Source organism: Acinetobacter sp. ESL0695, from assembly GCF_029392135.1.
Lineage (GTDB): Bacteria > Pseudomonadota > Gammaproteobacteria > Pseudomonadales > Moraxellaceae > Acinetobacter > Acinetobacter pollinis.
Map to the genome: position 1 here is coordinate 723,088 of NZ_CP113932.1, position 20,123 is coordinate 743,210.

Genomic DNA, 20,123 nt, shown 5'->3' on the forward strand with positions numbered 1-20,123 from the left:
ATTAAAATAAATTCAGGCAAACTGATTGATATTCAATATGCAATGATTGACTTATGAAACATTTTTGGATTTTTATCCTATGTTTATTATCAGTTGCAGGATGTATTGTGGTACCGATTCATGCTGGTGCTGTGCAAACACAGGTATATAGTGATTTTCCACACCTTATTAATTCTACATTAGATAATGGGTATTTTGATGACGATGGTTTAGAGCATCAACCACCGTCACCTCATAACATGCATGAGACCATGATGCGTCTCAAGCTATTTAAAGATCGAGAAAAAATAGAAGGTGAAGATGATTAATTTTAATCATTATGCTTTCTATATAGCCCAGCTTGTACAGTCCCTGCTTTAGTTTCTTTAATTTTTTCCCAAGATACTGGTAGTCGAATTTGTGCCAATGGTCGATCGGCTTCAATGTAAATAAAAGCTTCTGGTTTAAGTAGAGGATCAATTAAATGGGATAAATCTTCCCAAAGTTCTAGACTATAGGGTGGGTCTAAGAAAACAACATCAAATGCCTTTTTTAACTTGGGGAGTACATCTTCAGCAGTGCTGAGATGGAGGTTACATTTATCTTGAATATTTAGTGTTTGAATATTCTCCTGCAAAAACTGTGCTTGCTTTTTATTGGGCTCAATGAGTGTAACATGTGATGCACCGCGAGAAAGTGCTTCGAATGCTAAGGCGCCAGAACCTGTACAAGTATCTAAAACCACAGCATTTTGAATATCCCACATTAGCCAATTAAACAGTGTCTCTCTTACACGGTCTGGGGTAGGCCTTAATCCATAAATAGAAGCAAATTGAAGTTGTCGACGTTTCCATTCTCCACCAATAATACGCAATTGATTTTTCATACTTTATCTATTCACTAATATCTGTGTCTGGTACATCACCTGTTGCTCGGCTTGAAGCGGCTGGGGTAGATGTTGGTTTAACGAGGTTTGCAACAGGACTGCTACTTGAAATGGCATTCGGATCTGCCTCAAGCATTCTTCCTGCACTTGGTAGCTGACCCGGTTTGAGCCCCGCTGTCATTAATCCACCATTAATTTGCTGTGCTGTGGGTTTAATTGGGTTGGTTTTTCTTTGCACCATCCAGTAGTCAAATACAGGTTTGGCAATATGTGCAGCAGCACCGCCATGTCGACCATTCTCCCAAATCACTGCAATTGCAATTTCAGGATTTTCAGCAGGTGCAAAGCCAACAAAAAGTCCATGATCGTATTCACGTTGTGTAAGTAACGCTTCATTATACTTTTTACCCTGAGCAATACTTTTGACTTGGGCGGTTCCTGTTTTACCTGCAATTTGGTATGCATTGGTTTTAATGCTTCGACCTGTACCGTGGTTAATCACATCAACCATTGCGTCACGCATTTTTAACCAATCATCTTGTGTACCATTAAACTGAACCATACCGTCTGTATCATTATGGATCGGGTGAGGCAGTGCACCTTTAACTGACGAAAGCACGTGTGGTGTAATATGTTTACCTTGATTTGATAAAATAGCGATGGCCATGGCCAGTTGTACAGGTGTAGCAGTAAATGCGCCTTGGCCAATACTGACAGAAATTGTTTCACCACGAAGCCATTTAGACTTATAGTTTTTCATTTTCCATTCAGGGTTTGGATAGATTCCAGCGCTTTCACTTGGTAAATCTAATCCAGTCTTTGCGCCAAAACCAAATTGACGCATCCATTCGTTCATATGCTCAATGCCCATTTGGTTAGCTAAAATATAAAAATAGGTATCACAAGATTCTTGAATTGCCTTATTCATATTTACTAAACCATGGCCCGTCTTTTTCCAGTCGCGGAATTTATGAGGGTCGCCAGGTAATTGAAAATAGCCTGGGTCATGAATTGCAGTAGACCAATCTACAACACCATAATTAATACCACCTAATCCTTCGACAGGTTTAATGGTTGAACCAGGGGGGTAGGTTCCTTGTACTGCACGGTTGTATAAAGGCTGGTCTAAGTTGTCGCGTAAAGCGGCGTAGTCTTTGCCACTGATGCCTGTAACAAACAGGTTTGGATTAAAACTTGGGCTTGAAACCAGTGCCAAAATTTCACCTGTTTTTGGGTTAATTGCAACAACAGCACCACGTCTTCCTGCAAGCTGCTCAGATGCAACCACCTGTAAGCCATAATCAATAGAGAGGTACAGGTCATCGCCCTGAGCAGGTTCTTTTCGTCCTAAATGCCTTAAAATATTGCCATGCGCATCCGCTTCTACAGCTTCATTTCCCGGAATACCATGAAGTAAATTTTCATAATATCGTTCTACGCCACTTTTACCAATCAAATTGGTACCTGCATAAGTATCTTTATTAATGCTTTTGAGTTCTTTATCGTTAATTCGCCCAACGTACCCAATAATATGAGCGAAGAGTTCGCCATATGGGTAATAGCGAGTCATCTGGGTTTCAATTTGTACACCAGGAAATTGATACTTTGCTTCGCTAAAGCGAGCAATTTCAGCCTCATTAATATTTAGTTTAAGTGCAACACGCTCTGTTTTTTTTGCAGTTTTAATACGTGTGTTGAACTTTTCAATGTCATCTTCCGACAAATCTAAAATGGGTTTTAAGCGTTCGACAGTCTCGTCAATATCATCTACATCGGCCTTGCTTAATGTGGCTGTAAAAACGGGATAGTTATCTGCGAGCAGAATGCCATTTCGGTCGTAAATATAACCACGAGTTGGAGCAATAGGCTGTAATCTAATACGATTGTTGTCAGAAGCTGTTGAAAAGTCTTTATAGTGAACAACTTGAAGATAAAAATATCGAGCAATCAGTACACAAAAACAAAAAAGTACCAGTCCAACAGCAATAAATATACGGTTTCGGTAAATGCGTCTTTCTTGTTGTACGTTTTTTAAAGGAAAATGTTGCTTCATATAGACGGCATCAGCACGAGGTCGAGTTTAAAACGTGTTATTTTAACCGAAGCTTGATATGAATAAAGACTCTATTCACGTTATTATGTAACTTATTTTCTATATTTTTCTATAAAAATAATCTTTTATCGTATCTTATAGAACACAAAAAGTTCGCAACGATAAATTATCGTTGCGAGTAGGAATTAAAATACACCTTGTGCCAGCATTGCATCAGCAACTTTAACAAATCCGGCAATATTAGCGCCATCAACATAGTTGACGAATCCATTCTCTTTTGTGCCATATTTGACACAGTTATTATGAATCTCGTGCATAATATTTTTTAAGCGTGCATCAACTTCATCCTGTGACCATGACAAGCGAATTGCATTTTGTGACATTTCAAAGCCAGATGTTGCAACTCCTCCTGCATTAGATGCTTTGCCTGGTGCATAGAGTACTTGTGCTTCAATAAATTTTTCTACTGCATCTAAATTGCATGGCATATTTGCACCTTCTGCGACACAGATAACGCCATTTTTAATTAATTGCTCAGCATCTTCACCTGTGAGCTCATTTTGTGTTGCACAAGGTAACGCAATATCTACAGGGATATGCCAAGGGGTCTGCTTCTCAAAATATTGAAAATTATATTGCTGCGCAAAATCTGAAATACGTCCGCGCATTTCATTTTTTATGGTCATAACAGCTTTAAGCAGTTCTAATGTAAAACCATCTGGAATATAAACTGTTCCGTTTGAATCGGAAAGAGTGACTACTTTCGCTCCCAGTGAAATTGCTTTTTCAGCAGCAAACTGAGCTACATTTCCTGATCCTGAAATGGAAACAATTTTATCTTTAAAATTCTGCTGCTTTGTTTTTAGCATTTCTTCCGCGAAATATACTGTACCGTACCCAGTAGCCTCAGGGCGGATGAGACTACCGCCGAATGAAATTCCTTTGCCAGTAAAAACAGCCGAAGTATCGTTACTTAGCTTTTTCATCATACCTGCCATGTAACCAACTTCACGTCCGCCTACACCAATATCTCCAGCTGGAATATCTGTATTTGGCCCCAAGTGACGATATAATTCAACAATAAGTGCCTGACAAAAGCGCATAATTTCATTATCTGATTTTCCTTTTGGATCAAAATCAGAACCGCCTTTACCCCCACCCATAGGTAGTGTAGTCAGTGCATTTTTAAAAATTTGCTCGAAACCTAAAAACTTTAAAATAGATTGATTTACAGAAGGGTGAAAGCGCATACCTCCTTTAAATGGTCCAAGTGCTGAATTGTATTGCACTCTAAATGCGCGATTCACTTGTGTTTCACCTTGATCATCTACCCAAGCAACTCGGAATTGAATAACGCGCTCCGGTTCTACTAGACGGTCAAGTAATCCTTGTTTGGTATATTGAGGATTTTTCTCAATAAAAGGCCATAAACTGGTCATCACTTCTTCTACAGCCTGTAAAAACTCTGGCTGATAGGGATTACGTTGTTCTACAGTAGCTAAGAATGCTTGAAGGTTATTGTATTTCAAGGGACTGATCCTTATTTTTAAGTCATGTTTAATTTAATATCTCGATACGATAAAAAGCAACATGCGCTTTGAAATGGAGCATATTAAAAGGTAGGTAAGTTAATATCATATGATTTATATTGAATATATAATATTTTAGGATAATCCAGTTGGCTAGACCTTAAATTAAATAGTCTATCTATCGAAATAGATTTTTGTTTGTCTTTTCATGCTTATATTTGTGCTTCGGCACAGGTTGCATGCTAATATATAATTTATGCATAAAATAATATTTTACGCTTTATGCGTGCCGTTTTTTCATATATCCAGCTTAGATATTTGAAGATAAAGTTCTTCCAGTCAGGTTAAAAGAATCTGGTAAGTAAACAACTAGAGAGTGTTTCATGTTTGAGTATTTAAGTCATCTGTGGCAATTATTCTTGCTCCGTCCAGACCATTTGGCGGTGCTAAGTATTATCCCAGTGACTGCTTTTGTAACATGGGCACATGTTTGGATGGCACTACGTATGGTGTTTTATCCAATACACTTTTGGGGAATACACATTGGACGATTACCTTTGGGTTGGCAAGGAATTGTTCCACGAAAGGCTGGCAGAATTTCAGGAATTATTACAGACAATACGCTAAAAAAAATAGGTTCACTCAGTGAGTTTTTAGATGCCATGGATCCAGATGAAATGGCAAATATCATTGGGAAGCAAGTCGATGCACAGCTTGAGAATCTTATTGATGAAGTCATGCATGAGCGCAATGCTGTTCTATGGGAGAATCTTCCTTACTCGATTAAACGCCGTATTTATGAACATGCGCATAAGCAATTACCTTCTGTTTTACATGATCTTGTCATTGATCTGACATCTCATGTTGAATCTTTAGTTGATATGCGAGATATGGTTGTTCATCAGATGGAAAATGACCGTCGTTTAATGGTTCGCATGTTCTTAAAAGTTGGTTCAAAAGAAATTAATTTTATTTGGCATATTAGTGCATTAATAGGATGCTTCTTTGGTCTTATTCAAATGTTGGTTTGGTTTATTGTACCATGGCATTGGACAGTACCTTTTTGGGCTGCAATTTGGGGGCTTTTAACGAATTGGATTGCAATTTGGATGGTATTTAATCCTATTTATCCGCATTATGTTCGTTATCCTCAGTTTTTTAGACGAACAAAGAATCATACATTTCCATGGTTTGTTCCTGTTATACCAAGAGTAGGTACATACAATATTCAAGGTGCTTTTATGAAGCGTCAAGAAGAAGTATCAGATGTATTTGCTAAGGTTGTTACAGAAGAACTTATTACATTAAAAACAATTATGATGGAAATGATGTATGGGGATAAAAAAGATAAAACGCGTCAAATTGTAAAAAAACATATTCATCCAATTATGGATACACCATTAGTGCGTACAACTTTACAGCTTTCATTAGGCCCAAAAGAGTATGCAAAGTTAAAAACAGACTTGATTGACCGCTCAATAGAAATTACGATGGTGCCTGTTTGTGATCCTGCATTCAATGCAAGTCGCGCCCGTAAGATATTTAAAATGTTTCGAGATCGTATTCGTGATCTCACACCGCACGAATTTCAGAATTTACTTCGTCCTGCTTTTAAAGAGGATGAGTGGATTTTAATCGTGTTGGGAGGGGTAACTGGTTTTATCGCTGGTACAATACATCTTTTTGTTGCTTTTTTATAAGACCATATCAGTACTTTTTAATATTTATGAAGTATGTTGATTTGGTAAAAATTTTGTTAAATGAGGATTTATTAGATGCGCATTATTTTACTCGGACCACCTGGAGCAGGTAAAGGTACACAAGCTCAGTTGATCTGTAAGCGCTATGATATCCCACAAATTTCAACTGGTGATATGCTCCGTGCTGCAATCCGTGAAGGAACTGAACTCGGCCTAAAAGCAAAAAGCGTGATGGAATCTGGTGGTTTAGTTTCAGATGAGCTTATTTTGGGATTAGTAAAAGAACGTATTGCGCAACCTGATTGTGTTAATGGTTGTATTTTTGACGGATTCCCTCGTACGATTCCACAAGCTGAAGCATTAGAAAATGAAGGTATTGCAATTGATCATGTGATTGAAATTGAAGTACCTGATGAAGAAATTGTAAAGCGTTTATCGGGTCGTCGTCAGCATCCTGCTTCTGGACGTGTATATCATGTTGAATATAATCCACCAAAAGTAGAAGGCAAAGATGATGTTACAGGTGAAGACCTAGTACAGCGTCAAGATGACCAAGAGGAAACTATCCGCAAACGCTTAACAGCATATCATGCTGAAACCGCACAATTGGTAGGCTTTTATCAATCTAGAGCGACTGCAGCAGAACAAGCAGCAACTTACAACAAGTTGAATGGTTTACGTCCAATTGATCAAGTGCAACAAGAATTATTTGCAATTTTAGATAAATAATTTGACTAAGATGTATTTTGATTAAACAAAGGCCCGAAACGATAAAAGGGCCTTTGTTTTTTAAGGAAAAGTAAATGAAGATTGCATTAATTGGTCTAGTAATTCTAAGTATTCTGATACTACTTGCATTATTGTGGCAGAGTAAAAAAATGCTAAGTGAAGTGATGAAGGAAAATAAAACGAGACCGAAGCAGCCTAGACCTCGTCAATTACATCCAAAGTTAAAAAAGGATGAAAATACTTAAAATCTAGTGGGGTGCACCAAATTCGAACCGCTCAGACCAGTTACAGACATCTGAAACAACGCATTCATTGCACTTTGGTTTACGTGCCACACAGCAATATCGTCCATGTAGAATAAGCCAATGGTGTGCATCTATTATAAATTCCTTGGGAATCACTTTAATCAGGCGTTGCTCAACTTCAAGTACATTTTTACCTACCGCTAGTCCTGTGCGATTACCTAAACGAAAAATATGTGTATCTACTGCCATGGTCGGTTGGCCAAATGCAGTGTTTAAAACAACGTTTGCCGTTTTTCGACCCACACCCGGTAGTGCTTCTAGTGCTTTACGTGTGTTGGGAACTTCGCTGTCATGCTGTTCGATGAGAATTTTACAGGTTTTAATGACATTTTCTGCTTTTGAGTTATATAAACCAATTGTTTTTATATATACCTTAAGACCTTCTACACCCAGTGCATAAATACTTTCAGGAGTATTGGCAACGGGATAAAGCTTATCCGTCGCTTTATTCACACTCACATCTGTGGCCTGCGCAGAGAGCATAACTGCAATAAGTAGTTCAAATGCTGAGGTGTAGTTGAGCTCAGTTTGAGGATGTGGGCGCTGTGCTTGTAAACGTGTAAAGAATGTCTGAACTTGTTTTCGTGTCATATTTTTTGTAGTCATACACTCATACCTTGTAGATCGTTTAATTCAGCTTCTAACGTTTTCAGTTGAATGCGTTTCTTTTCATCTTCACGAACGCTGAGTTGCTTTTCTAGCTTTTTAATTTGAGTACGTAGACGCGCAAGTTGAATTGTGGTTTTGGCATCTATATTTAGACCAGTTTCTGTTGTTTTGCACTGGACTTCAACGATGGGAACGCTTTTAACATGTTTAGAGAAATCTGCAAATAAAGTAGTATCAATCTCTGCACGTACAATAGGGCCACGTCTTTCTAAACGTCTTTTCTCTTCGCGGGTAATATGTGAGTAATAACGATTGCGTAAGTTATCTTGTAATCCAATTTGCTCTTGGGCTGAGGGCAATAGATTATGATCTTCAACAAGGTCGATACAGTCTACAGGACAGGGTGGAATACACAATTCACATCCTGTACATAAGTCTGTGAAAATGGTGTGCATGAGTTTACCACTACCAACAATTGCATCGACTGGGCATGCACTGATACATTTTGTACATCCAATACATTCCTCTTCACGAATAATTGCTTTCATTCGCTGAGGACGACCATCTTGTTGTATTGGCCATACACTTTCTTCAGCCTGTAAAATAGGTCGATTGAGCAAATTTGCTAGTTGATCTGCAACGGGCTGACCACCAGGAATACATTTATTAGCAGCTTCACCTTCCGAAATTGCTTTCGCATAGGGTAGGCAACCATCGCGATGACCGCATAGCCCACATTGTGTTTGAGGAAGAAGTGCATCAATTTGCTGGATGAGAGGGAAATTTAAACTCATGTGGCTCGTTAATGTATGTGCAAAACAGGGGATTGTGCAGAAAAATAGCACTTAGGACAAGTCTATTCTCACTAAAAATAAAAAGCCGATGTAGAACATCGGCTTTCTTGTATGAAAAATTTTATTTTTCTACAAAAGCACGTTCGATAACATAGTCACCCATTTCACCCATACGTGGTGACTCTTTTAGACCATGTTCATCTAGTAACGTAGCAACATCTTTTAAGAATGCTGGACTACCACATAGCATTGCTCTATCTGTTTCATGATTGAAGCGAGGTAAACCAATCTTTTCGAATAATTCGCCAGTTTCAATGGCTGTCGTTACACGGCCTTGAGTATGGAACTCTTCACGAGTTACTGTTGGGTAGTAAACAAGCTTTTCTTGCACACCCAACTCTTGGAAGAACTCATGGTTTGGTAACTCATCTAAAATAAGATCTTGGTAGGCAAGCTCACTCACATAGCGTGTACCATGAACCACAATGACTTTCTCAAAACGTTCATATGTTTCAGGATCGCGAATAATAGATAAGAAAGGAGCTAAACCTGTTCCTGAAGACAATAAATAGAGGTTTTTCCCTGGTAGTAAGTCATCATGAACAAGTGTACCTGTTGGTTTTCTTGAAACTAAAATCTCATCGCCAACTTGTACTTTTTGTAAAATTGATGTGAGTGGCCCGTCAGGTACTTTAATTGAGAAGAATTCAAGTTCTTCTTCGTAATTTGCACTTGCGATCGAATAAGCACGCATCAAAGGCTTACCATTCACTTGGAGGCCAATCATGACAAACTGACCATTTTTATAGCGTAAACTTTGGTCACGTGTTGTTTTAAAGCTAAATAATGTGTCATTCCAATGGTGAACGTGAGTGATACGTTCAACGTTAAAAGCAGCCATGTAAAGGTCCAATTATGAATATTAAAAACGGTTTCTATTTTAATCTAAAATTAATCCCTATAAACTGAATATATTTAATTGTCTTTATAAGAAAAAGTGATGAAAGCTTTTGAACCGATTCAATTCCCCGTCATTGGTATGATGCATTCGCCGTTTCGAGAGAAATTTGGTATACCTAGGCAACCCAATTTAGTGAATATTGAAACATATATTCAGTTATGTGCCCCATACAATAATATTTCTGCATTTGAGGGAATCGAAGAATTTAGTCATTTATGGCTATTATGGCATTTTCATGAGAATAAAAACTTAAATCAATCGAGTTTTAGACCACAGGTTAGACCTCCTCGTTTAGGAGGAAATCAGCGAAAAGGGGTTTTTGCCACACGAAGTATGTATAGACCTGCGCCTATAGGGATGTCGGTAGTTCAATTGAATCGAATTGAGTGTGTTGGAAAAGAACTTCGAGTTTATGTTATGGGAAGTGATTTACTCCACGGTACACCTATTTTAGATATTAAACCATATATTCACTATTCTGATGCGATTGATAATGCTCAAAGTGGTTATGCAGATATACAACCTCAGATAAAACCAGTGATTTGGAGTGACAATGCAAGTCAACAATGTCAATCACTCATTGTAGATGGTTTAACAACTTTAAAAATAATTGAGTCGCTTGAACAAGTGCTTGCTTTAGATCCTCGGCCTGCATATCAGCACGATGAACAACGTCTTTATGGTATGAGTTTTGATCAACTAAATGTTCAATTTCAGGTGAAAGAAGAAAATGTTTTTGTTGTGAGTATTTGCACAGTATTTTAGTAAAATTAGTAATAAATCACGTTAATTTTAAATAAATTGATACTTTTCAACCTTGAAAGATATGAGTGTAATGATTAATGTGAATCTTATCTTCCAAATGCTTGAAATTTTGTGCAATTGAAAGCACACATTTAATTACATTTACTCGGCTCATTATTTTTCGGGATTATTTATGTACACTCGTTCGTCAAGTCACCACTATTCTTATTCAATTGATTTACAGTGGTGCTTAGAGCATTTAATGCAAGATGGTTTAGTGAGTGAACGAGATAAGATTCTCATTCAAACAACCCATCGTAAAAAAGAACATTTGAGTTTACACCCTCTCCAGTGGATTTCTGAATTTAACTTATCAAATCAACAGAATACTTCGCAAAAATTAAACTTGGTTAATCTATGCCAATGGCTAGCCAAGAAAGCAAATATTCCATTATTTATTATTGATCCTTTAAAATCCGATGTTGAATCTTTAACAAAGATTATGTCTGAAGAGTTTGCAATTCATAACAACTTACTTGCAGTTGATGTGAATGATGATGAAGTAACGATTGGTACTGATCAACCGTTCATGACAGATTGGATAAGAAGTTTAGAACATATTGTTAAACCCAAAAAAATTAAACTTGCATTATTAACGCCTGAACAACTCAGACGATATTTGGTTGAATATTATCAGGTAAGTCGAGCTGTTTTTTCTTCTGAAAAGAACCAAAAAAATGAAAATAGGGCTGTTGAATCTCTACTTCAAATTGGAGATATGCAGAATCAAAATCCTGATGCAAATGATCAACATATTGTAAAACTTGTAGATTGGGTTTTGCAGTTTGCGTTTGAGCAGGGCGCCAGTGATATTCACTTAGAGCCAAGAAAAGAAAAAGGAAAAGTGAGGTTCCGTATCGATGGTGTACTCAATACGATTTATCAAATGCCAGCAAATACCTTAAATGCGGTAATTGCACGTATTAAGATTTTAGGTCGTATGAATGTAGCAGAGAAGAGAAAACCACAAGATGGGCGACTAAAAACCCGTACACCACGAGGTGTAGAAACAGAGTTGCGTTTAGCAACTTTACCAACAGCTTTGGGCGAGAAAATGGTACTGAGGGTATTTGACCCTGAAGTATTGGTAAGAGACTTCCAGCAATTAGGCTTTGATGAAAAGCTTATGGATCAGTGGAAAACGTTAACCAGCAATACGCATGGTATTATCTTGGTTACAGGACCTACAGGTTCGGGTAAAACTACAACCCTTTATTCATCTTTAAAGAAGTTGGCAACGGATGATGTGAACGTATGTACCATTGAAGACCCAATTGAGATGCAAGAAGATAGCTTTAACCAAATGCAAGTCAATGCCAATATTGATTTAGGCTTTGCAGATGGAATTCGTGCACTTATGCGACAAGATCCAGATATTGTCATGATTGGTGAGATTCGAGATAAAGATACAGCAGATATGGCAATTCAAGCGGCACTCACGGGGCATTTGGTTTTATCTACACTTCACACGAATGATGCACCATCAAGTTTAACGAGATTACATGATTTGGGTATTCAACCATTTTTAAGCTCTGCGACACTCTTAGGTGTATTAGCTCAGCGATTGGTTAGAAGATTATGTTCGTGCAAAAAGGAAGTACCTATTAATGAGCCTGAATGGGAGCAACTCACAGCAGGTTATGAAATTGAAAAACCTAGTCGCTTATACGAGCCTGTAGGGTGTGATACATGTAGACATACAGGATATAAAGGCCGTGTAGGATTATATGAATTTATGCCAATGTCGTTTTCATTGAAACAACTGGTAAGCGATAATGCAAAACTCTCTGATATTAAAGAACAAGCCAAGAAAGAAGGTGTTGAGCCATTACGTATAGCTGGTGCTCGACAGGTCTTACTAGGTACGACTTCAATAGAGGAAGTACTTCGAGTTGTGCCTTTAAGTTAAAGTTCTAAAAGCAGTAATTACACGTGTATATTACTGCTTTCCCACGTTATTTTACGCTACTCGTAATCCGTAATTTTATTTTGTTAATATCAGACGATTGTTACGAGTTAGTCTTAAGCGATATTCCTCTCCCGCATGCATAATGCGAATTTCACGACCTAAAGCAAATAAATTATTCGAATGAAGCATTGGCAGGTTTTGGTTTGATTCTGTGCTGCGAGTAAATAAGTTAAACGGTGCGTTCATTTCTAATTCTCCGTGGAGTTGAGAAGTTGGCTAATGTTTTAAATGATAATCATTATCGAATAATACTGTCAATTATAATTTGTGCTTTTTTATAAAAAACTTTGAACCAGTTACAATATGTAAAATTTGTCGAGAATGATGGAGTATTACAATATGAGCAAGACTGAAGTCAAAGTTGCCATTGGATTGCTTTTTTCACATGGTCGCGTGTTAGTTGGCTGGAGAGATAAACAACAACATCAAGGAAACAAAAATGAATTTCCAGGTGGCAAGATAGAACATCACGAAACCCCTATATCTGCTTGTAAGCGTGAGATTTTTGAAGAAGTAGGTATTGAAGTTGATGAGTGGTTTGCGTGGGATGAAATTTATCATGAGTATGATGATATTATTGTTCGTCTATATTTATTTTACAGTTTTATTCCAGATCAGCTTCTAGGCAGTATTCAAGATACATGGACATGGTATTCTCGGTCTGATCTAACCTCATTAAACTTTCCTAAAGCAAACGATATCATTTTAGAAAGATTACTGTGGCCTCATTATATTAAAATTAGTCATGAATGCATGGATGTTTATCATCTGCCGTCAGATCGAATTGTATATTTAAGAGACGCAAATTTTGATGAAATAAACGATTTAGAAGAGATATATTTAAATAAAATAATTGTAAATATAGAAATTGCCAAGAATTTAGATTTAGATAAACAAAAAAAACTGAATGCGATTCATATTAAACAGAGTCAACTTGCCAGTTTAACAAAAAAAGATTTAGTCATGGGGTGTCGCTATATTGCTGCATGTCATGACTTAGAAAGTATAAGTATGGCACAGCGTATAGGGTGTGAGGCTATTTTTATTAGTCCTGTACAAAAAACGAATACCCATATCAACGCTCAGCCACTGGGATGGAGTAACTTTCAAAGTTTGACAAAAGTAACACATGCTTTGGTTTTTGCATTAGGAGGATTAACACCGAATGACCTAAAAACCGCACAAGATTTTCAGGCCTACGGTGTTGCAGGTGTATCAGCGTTTTAGTTTAAGTTGTTTATTGCCGCTTCTGCTTTGTTTACTAAATCATTGTTATGTTGCTGTTGAGCAGACTTAGAAATAACCTGCCAAAATTGCTTTTTGGTTGTTTTATCTGGTGCGAAAATCATACCTCTTTGTGCAAGAGATTGGGCTTGTGAAAACTGTTTTTTCTGCAAAGCAATTCTTGAAAGCATGACATAGCTTCCTGAAGCTTGTGGTGCTATTCGCTGAGCTAGAATCGCTAAATGTTCGGCTTTGTCTAGTTGCTGTTGTTGATAAGCAATTTGTGACTGGTTAATTAAATTACGAAAAGCAGGTGGCTGTGCATTGCTGACTGTAATTGTATTACTAATCGGTTGTTGAGGTTTTGGTGTAGGTAATGGAGCCTGTGGCTGTGGCTGTGGCTGTGGCTGTGGCTGTGGCTGTGGCTGTGGCTGTGGCTGTGGCTGTGGCTGTGGCTGTGGCTGTGGCTGTGGAATAGGCATAGATTCATGCTTAATCTCACCCGGATTATAAGGCGTAGTTGTTACACCAGTATTCGGTTGTTTGACTTGAGTCGGTGGAGTCATCGGCTCAGCGTCAATTTTAGGTGCTGTTGTTGTTCTTGTTGGTTGCTGACTATGGTGTAAGCTTGGAAGTTGGCTACATCCCACCATACCGAGTAGCATTAAGCTACTCGTTAATAATTTTAATCTCATTTATGTTCTCCAAAAATTAATTATAACTACCCGATGAAATCACCTGTGGTGGCGAAGTAGGGGCAGCATTATTATTAGAACGATCTTCGGTCGTTTGCTGAATAAGATTTTCCAAAGGATCATCTGAAGATGTAGCTGGTGCAGATGCATTGCTGTCTGGTATGAATTGATTTGGCATTGCACATGATGTTGATTGTGTTGGTACATGTCCGGCTAAAAGAGGAATATACATAGCGTTACTACAACCTTGAGCAGAAAGGTTACCTGTAGCTACGTCAATCCATTGCCACTGCACATCATCAGGCTGGGTTAAATTTACGGGTTGCTGATGCAATTGCTTCATTACATTCGTCCATACCGGTAAAGCACCTGATGAACCTGTTAATCCAGTAATTTTATTATTGTCTAGACCTAACCAAACAACAGCAACATAGTTGCCAGAATAACCTGCAAACCATGAGTCTCGTGCATCATTTGTTGTACCAGATTTTCCTGCAAGATTTAGATTGCTTGGTAAACTCCGATAAGCAGCTTGTCCTGTACCTGAGCGCATAACTTGTTGCAATCCGTAGTTTAAGACGTAAGCAGCTGCAGGATCGATAGTTTGTTGTACATTTAAGCCATAGCGGTCGAGTACTTTACCATTTTGGTCAACCACCGCACGAATAGATTTAGTTGGATATTTAAACCCACCTGTCGCAAAGTTTCCATAGATACTAAGCACTTCCATTGGCGACATATTAATAGCACCAAGAAATGTTGAAGGATAAGATGGAATATCACTGGTTACGCCAAACTTACGTAAGTTATTTATAAATGCAGGCACACCAAATTCTTGACCCATGCGTACTGCTGCAAGGTTATAGGAGTGTTCTAGGGCTTGTACCATAGGTACCATACCATGTTCACCACCACCATAGTTTTTAGGTGTCCAAGTTTTACCATTTGCACTAATACTAATTGAACTATCTGGAATTAAGCTTGCCCAGTTATAACGACCTGATTCAATGGCATTAATATAAATTGCTGGTTTCAGTAGAGAACCCACTTGACGTTTTGCATCAATCGTACGGTTAAACCCTGTAAAATCTTGCGATGAACCAACGGCTGCAACAAGCTCACCATTATCTGGTCGTTGAATAAGTACCGCACCTTGTAAATCGTTTAATGCACGTGGATTGCGTTTTGTAAGATTTTCAACACTATCTTTAAACGCATTTTGAACATTGGTTTGTGCTACGGGGTCTAATGTCGTAAAGATTCTGAGTCCTTGGTTTGTTAGGTCTGAATCTTGATATTCAGCACGCAGTTGACGGCGTACAATATCCATGAAATCTGGGAATTTTGTTGGCCCTAGAGACGGTTTGTCAATAACACCAAGTGGGCGAGCAACTTCTGTATCGTACTGTTGCTGTGTAATATAGCCTGTAGTAAGCATATTATTGAGTACGACATTACGTCTTTCTTTTGCACGCTCTGGATTACGCCATGGATTATATAAAGATGGCCCTTGAACTAGACCAACCAAGAAGGCTTGTTGCGAAATATTAAGCTCACGTAGTGGTAGACCAAAGTAAAATTGTGATGCAAGACCGTAGCCATTAATGGAATAGTTACCGTTTTGACCTAAATGTACTTCATTTAGATAGGTTTCTAATATCTCTGATTTGCTGTAATGCATTTCTAACAGAAAAGCCATTAACGCTTCATTAATTTTACGTTTATACGTTTGTTCAGGCGATAAGAAAAAGTTTTTAACCAATTGTTGGGTAAGGGTAGATCCCCCTTGTCTGCGTCCACCTGTGATATTACTGAAAATAGCACGTCCCGTACCACGAACGGAAATCCCATGGTGTGTATAGAAGTCACGGTCTTCTGTTGCAATTAATGCATTAATAAGAGGTTGAGGTACATTTTGTAATTTTATGAGTACACGGTCTTCATTATGCTGGGGGTAAATACCACCAATCAGTAATGGTTCGAGACGAGTCATACCTGTTTCAGAAGGTTTTGTTGTTCTAACATTTACAATTTCATCTTGTGCAAATGCTAAGTCAAGAACTTGCTCTGGTTCATTACTGTCGCCGAAGTCAAAACCACGTGTATGTACTAAAACATTGTTCCCTTTTAGGACATATGAACCTGGATGCTCATAGTTATCTGCTTTATGATAACCGAGCATGTTTAGCTCTTGAATTAAGTTGGCTTCACTGACAGGAGCCTGATTATAAATTTCTAATGGTCGCGCATAGACTTTTGCAGGAATATCCCAACGTTGCCCCTCAAATTTTGAGCGGATAACATTATCTAAACGAATAATATAGAAACTAAAGGCAATACAACCAACAATGACTAGTATCAAAAAGATGACTAGAAAAAAACTAAGACCACGTTGCGACTTCATAAAAAGTGATAAGCTATCCGAGACAAACCCTATAATCATGCGAATGTTTTTCACATTTTGCAATAATTATTGCGGTAACGATACAAAAAAATATCCGAGAAAACAGGAAGCAACCCATCATGTTGCAACATGTTTTTGATGAAATGTACATGTTATTATAAAGTTATTCTTGTACGGAGCGCTGAATTTAGTGAAGATTTCCCATAAGTCGTTTCGCAACATTGGACTCATTGGTAGACCAGACAAATCTGCTGTAGTAAGTACATTGTGTTTAATTCATGACCATTTAATTAAATTGGGTTTACATCCTATTTTTGATGAAGAAACAGCACAGCTTGTACCTTATCAAGATTGTCAAATGGTCAGTCGAAAAATGATGGGTGAGGTTGCAGACTTAGTAATTGTGGTTGGAGGAGATGGGTCTCTACTACATGCTGCACGTGCACTGGTAAAACATAATACACCTGTTGTAGGTGTGAACCGAGGTCGATTGGGCTTTTTGACAGATATTAAGCCTTCAGATGTTTTGGCAAAATTAGACCAAGTTTTACAAGGAAAATTTTTATTAGATCGTCGGTTTTTATTAGAATTAGAAATTCGTGCAGAAGATGAGATTTTATATCAAGCAATTGCTTTAAATGATATCGTGCTACATTCTGGAAAGTCTGTGCATATGATTGATTTTGAACTTGAAATAGATAGCCATTTTGTCTATAGACAACATAGCGATGGGTTAATTATTGCCACACCAACAGGTTCTACAGCATATGCATTGTCTGGAGGAGGCCCTATTATCCATCCAAGTATGGAAGCAATTTCATTGGTACCCATGCATCCCCATACATTGTCTTCACGTCCTATTATCGTCGGCGATCAAAGTGAGATTAAAATTACAGCGAGAGAGTCACGTTGGATGCCGATGGTGAGTGCCGATGGTCAACCGAGTGTTTCATTAAACGATGGTGAGTCGCTACATATCCGTAAGTATCCATTTAAGTTGAATTTATTGCATCCACCTGGATATGATTTTTATATGGCATGTCGTACGAAGTTAGGATGGAATCAAGATTTTGAAGCATTACAGCAACAGGAAGATGAATGAATATAGAGCAAATGTTATCTGTTTTAGATGCTGATATTGTAAAGCGGTTAAAAACAGCTGTAGAAATTGGAAAATGGCCAAATGGTATTGTACTTTCCAAAGAGCAAAGAGAAACATGCATGCAAGCTGTACTGGCTTGGGAATATACCCATTTACCAGAAGATGAACGGACAGGTTATATCGATAAGGGTAAGAAAAAGGAAGGAGATGTTTGTGATGACGACTCATCTCCAAGACCGATTCGATTCACTTAAGTTTGTTGTCTATTTTTCCATAAGTGTGTTGCTGTTTGCATTGCTTCTGCAAAGCTTTCAGCTTTTTGCATCGTATATAGTGCAATGCCTATAGTTTCAATAATTGCCATTTCACCATAGGGGTGTGTGGCTCTACCTTCCCAGACGTCTTTAAAGAAAGCGAGATCTAGAAATTCTTCTGTTGGACTACGGTCAGGGGTGAGTTTAGGAAGTTCATGTTCATAAATTTGACCATTTTTGATACCGCAAATAAGTGTTTTTGCATCTGGATTTCGTTCAAACTCTCCGCCTTCACCTTTAATAACAGCACTGTTTTGATACCCTAAATTTAACGCAGCATGTTGATGTGAGTTTCGATAGGCAGGATGAAAAATAGATTGTAGTGTGGCTTTTGCATTAAATGGATTAATAAGGCGAGCAAGTGTATGAATGGGTGAGCGAAGACCCATGACATTTCTCAATTGAATCAGGTCGTTTAGGGTAGGTGAAAGCTGTTCTAAAGGAAGGTAAGCAAATGATCGTTGATTGAGTTGTTGTTCGATATCTGCTTGTGTGTGACAGATAGGGAAACCAAGATATTCAAGAACTTCTTCTGTATACACTCGATTGATAGTATGACCTGATGCACCATGCATAAAAATACGATAGCCATAATGTGCCAGTGTAAGTGCAGAAAGAATAAACCAAGGATAATGCTTGCGTTTTCCAGCATAAGATGGCCAGTCTAAATCTACATTTATTGGTGAAAATTCAAGTTTATCTTTGGTGGCTTGAACGAAACCTGTCAGCTCATCAATTGATTCTTCTTTAACCCGAAGTAACATCAAAAAAGCACCAACTTGAACATCTAGCACTTCTTTTTCTAAGATTAAACGAAAAGCATTGTAGGCTTCTTCTTGGGTAAGTGAGCGTGAACCTGTCTTGCCTTTGCCAATAATACGAATGTATTGTGCAAAAGGATGTTCTAAATCTTTGTATAAGTTGCGCTTAGTATTCATAAATAAGATTTTTCTGCAGAATCTACTTTTAATATATCAGTTTCAGTTCTGAGAAGTCATTATTGTGGATCAAGTTGTTCATGACATGCTACTAGAGAATTACAACTTGTGAGTAAAATGGCTTTGGGAAGTGTTGAATAAAGATTCATAATATGTTGGTCGCCAGGTTGTATATATGTCCAGGTATTGTCTGTATTTTTTAAAGTTGAAAATAGCTTATCTCTCATCTCTTTTGCATGATGAACTGTATCTCCGCTGGGTCCAGCACCTTCATTTGAACCAAAAGTAATCATAAGCATTTGATTATTTTTTAATTTAAAAGGTTTGTTGATGGTTTCATATTGGTTAAACCAAATGGAGGGGCTGGCAGCAATAAATCGATTAAATAAATGATTTTTTTGAGATAGTAGGTTCAAAACAAATAAACCACCTAGCGAATGACCATAAATGGCTTGAGCTTTAGTATTAATAAAATATTCATGTTCAATACGAGGTTGAAGCTCTTTTTCGATAAATTTACTAAATAGTTGTGCACCACCAAATACGGTAGGTGGACGAGCATATTGTTGAGTATTAGGTGTGGGAGTATAGTCTAATGCTCTTTGTACAGTATTAAATCCATTTTTTGTACTGATGTAACCAATTGAAACGAGGGCGACGGGAGTGGTATTTGCTGAAGATTTAGATGAGGTCGTTAAAATATTTGTAAGCGTTTTGGCACTCTCTATAACAGCATTGCCATCAAGTAAATAGAGGACATGGTAGCCTTCGGAAGGTAAGTTTGAGCTAGGGGGAAAATAGATATCAATTTGATATTGTTGATGTGTATATGCTGAAAGCATATTAAAAGAAGTACTTTGCGTACTTTTTCTTGTAATTTGCATAGGGTCTTGGGCGTAACTCATTGGAGTAAGACTGAATAAGCCACATAAAAATAATGTGTTAAGTCTATGCTTTTTAGGAGAGTTCATATTATTCTTAAATTGTGTTTTTATAAAAGATAATCATTTTCATTATTAAAGTCCAATAAAAACATCATTCGAATTTTTAGTGAATGCAAATAGCACTTCTGATTTGAATATGGTTATACTTGCATGAATGCTTATTTATATATGTGTGGGATGATTT

Annotated in this window: 20 protein-coding genes; 9 read left to right on the forward strand and 11 right to left on the reverse strand. The window is 37.7% G+C overall.

Annotated elements, in window-relative coordinates:
* Positions 1-53 precede the first annotated feature (53 nt).
* A complete protein-coding gene (locus OZX61_RS03450; protein ID WP_277095325.1) occupies positions 54-308 on the forward strand; it encodes a hypothetical protein in 255 nt (84 codons plus the stop codon).
* A gap of 2 nt (positions 309-310) precedes the next feature.
* Here OZX61_RS03450 and rsmD read toward each other — a convergent pair whose 3' ends face one another.
* The 3 genes from rsmD to gdhA all read right to left on the reverse strand — a co-directional run bounded on the left by rsmD (position 311) and on the right by gdhA (position 4,447).
* Entirely contained in the window at positions 311-865 is a 555-nt protein-coding gene (gene rsmD, locus OZX61_RS03455; RefSeq protein WP_277095326.1) for a 16S rRNA (guanine(966)-N(2))-methyltransferase RsmD, read from the reverse strand.
* A gap of 7 nt (positions 866-872) precedes the next feature.
* On the reverse strand, positions 873-2,918 hold the full coding sequence (gene mrdA, locus OZX61_RS03460) for a penicillin-binding protein 2 (protein WP_195770577.1): 2,046 nt from the start codon (positions 2,916-2,918) through the stop codon (positions 873-875).
* A gap of 185 nt (positions 2,919-3,103) precedes the next feature.
* The gene (gene gdhA / locus OZX61_RS03465; RefSeq protein ID WP_277095327.1) at positions 3,104-4,447 is read right to left on the reverse strand and encodes an NADP-specific glutamate dehydrogenase; all 1,344 of its coding nucleotides are present in this window, start codon (positions 4,445-4,447) and stop codon (positions 3,104-3,106) included.
* Positions 4,448-4,830: 383 nt separating this feature from the next.
* Here gdhA and OZX61_RS03470 point away from each other — a divergent pair, with 383 nt between their 5' ends.
* The 3 genes from OZX61_RS03470 to OZX61_RS03480 all read left to right on the forward strand — a co-directional run bounded on the left by OZX61_RS03470 (position 4,831) and on the right by OZX61_RS03480 (position 7,121).
* A complete protein-coding gene (locus tag OZX61_RS03470; protein ID WP_195770575.1) occupies positions 4,831-6,147 on the forward strand; it encodes a hypothetical protein in 1,317 nt (438 codons plus the stop codon).
* A gap of 75 nt (positions 6,148-6,222) precedes the next feature.
* A complete protein-coding gene (adk, locus tag OZX61_RS03475; RefSeq protein WP_195770574.1) occupies positions 6,223-6,876 on the forward strand; it encodes an adenylate kinase in 654 nt (217 codons plus the stop codon).
* Positions 6,877-6,950: 74 nt separating this feature from the next.
* The gene (locus OZX61_RS03480; RefSeq protein WP_195770573.1) at positions 6,951-7,121 is read left to right on the forward strand and encodes a hypothetical protein; all 171 of its coding nucleotides are present in this window, start codon (positions 6,951-6,953) and stop codon (positions 7,119-7,121) included.
* 3 nt (positions 7,122-7,124) lie between these two features.
* Here OZX61_RS03480 and nth read toward each other — a convergent pair whose 3' ends face one another.
* The 3 genes from nth to OZX61_RS03495 form a co-directional block, all read right to left on the reverse strand.
* A complete protein-coding gene (nth, locus tag OZX61_RS03485) occupies positions 7,125-7,787 on the reverse strand; it encodes an endonuclease III (protein ID WP_195770572.1) in 663 nt (220 codons plus the stop codon).
* Complete coding sequence (locus tag OZX61_RS03490) at positions 7,784-8,584, reverse strand: RnfABCDGE type electron transport complex subunit B (protein ID WP_277095328.1); 801 nt, start codon at positions 8,582-8,584, stop codon at positions 7,784-7,786. Before OZX61_RS03490 ends, nth begins: the two co-directional genes overlap by 4 nt.
* 121 nt (positions 8,585-8,705) lie before the next feature.
* On the reverse strand, positions 8,706-9,485 hold the full coding sequence (locus tag OZX61_RS03495; protein ID WP_277095329.1) for a ferredoxin--NADP reductase: 780 nt from the start codon (positions 9,483-9,485) through the stop codon (positions 8,706-8,708).
* A gap of 99 nt (positions 9,486-9,584) precedes the next feature.
* Between OZX61_RS03495 and tsaA the strand changes: the two genes are divergently transcribed.
* The gene (tsaA, locus tag OZX61_RS03500; RefSeq protein ID WP_277095330.1) at positions 9,585-10,310 is read left to right on the forward strand and encodes a tRNA (N6-threonylcarbamoyladenosine(37)-N6)-methyltransferase TrmO; all 726 of its coding nucleotides are present in this window, start codon (positions 9,585-9,587) and stop codon (positions 10,308-10,310) included.
* Positions 10,311-10,482: 172 nt separating this feature from the next.
* A complete protein-coding gene (locus OZX61_RS03505) occupies positions 10,483-12,258 on the forward strand; it encodes a GspE/PulE family protein (RefSeq protein WP_277095331.1) in 1,776 nt (591 codons plus the stop codon).
* 75 nt (positions 12,259-12,333) lie between these two features.
* Here OZX61_RS03505 and OZX61_RS03510 read toward each other — a convergent pair whose 3' ends face one another.
* Positions 12,334-12,504 (reverse strand): hemin uptake protein HemP, encoded by a 171-nt coding sequence (locus OZX61_RS03510; protein WP_023273815.1) that lies wholly within the window; start codon positions 12,502-12,504, stop codon positions 12,334-12,336.
* Between the two features lie 153 nt (positions 12,505-12,657).
* Between OZX61_RS03510 and OZX61_RS03515 the strand changes: the two genes are divergently transcribed.
* A complete protein-coding gene (locus OZX61_RS03515; RefSeq protein ID WP_277095332.1) occupies positions 12,658-13,545 on the forward strand; it encodes a thiamine phosphate synthase in 888 nt (295 codons plus the stop codon).
* Here the strand turns inward: OZX61_RS03515 and OZX61_RS03520 are convergent.
* A complete protein-coding gene (locus tag OZX61_RS03520; RefSeq protein WP_277095333.1) occupies positions 13,542-14,237 on the reverse strand; it encodes a hypothetical protein in 696 nt (231 codons plus the stop codon). The genes OZX61_RS03515 and OZX61_RS03520 overlap by 4 nt on opposite strands.
* A 16-nt stretch (positions 14,238-14,253) precedes the next feature.
* A complete protein-coding gene (gene mrcB, locus OZX61_RS03525) occupies positions 14,254-16,641 on the reverse strand; it encodes a penicillin-binding protein 1B (protein ID WP_277095334.1) in 2,388 nt (795 codons plus the stop codon).
* Positions 16,642-16,831: 190 nt separating this feature from the next.
* Here mrcB and OZX61_RS03530 point away from each other — a divergent pair, with 190 nt between their 5' ends.
* Positions 16,832-17,743: an NAD(+) kinase gene (locus tag OZX61_RS03530; protein ID WP_277095335.1), complete on the forward strand. Its 912-nt coding sequence runs from the start codon at positions 16,832-16,834 to the stop codon at positions 17,741-17,743.
* Positions 17,740-17,997 (forward strand): DUF1315 family protein, encoded by a 258-nt coding sequence (locus OZX61_RS03535; protein WP_195770563.1) that lies wholly within the window; start codon positions 17,740-17,742, stop codon positions 17,995-17,997. The genes OZX61_RS03530 and OZX61_RS03535 overlap by 4 nt, the downstream gene beginning before the upstream one ends.
* Here the strand turns inward: OZX61_RS03535 and OZX61_RS03540 are convergent.
* Positions 17,994-18,995 (reverse strand): glycosyl transferase family protein, encoded by a 1,002-nt coding sequence (locus tag OZX61_RS03540; protein ID WP_277095336.1) that lies wholly within the window; start codon positions 18,993-18,995, stop codon positions 17,994-17,996. The genes OZX61_RS03535 and OZX61_RS03540 overlap by 4 nt on opposite strands.
* A 59-nt stretch (positions 18,996-19,054) precedes the next feature.
* Positions 19,055-19,966: an alpha/beta hydrolase-fold protein gene (locus tag OZX61_RS03545; RefSeq protein ID WP_277095337.1), complete on the reverse strand. Its 912-nt coding sequence runs from the start codon at positions 19,964-19,966 to the stop codon at positions 19,055-19,057.
* Between the last annotated feature and the right edge of the window lie 157 nt (positions 19,967-20,123).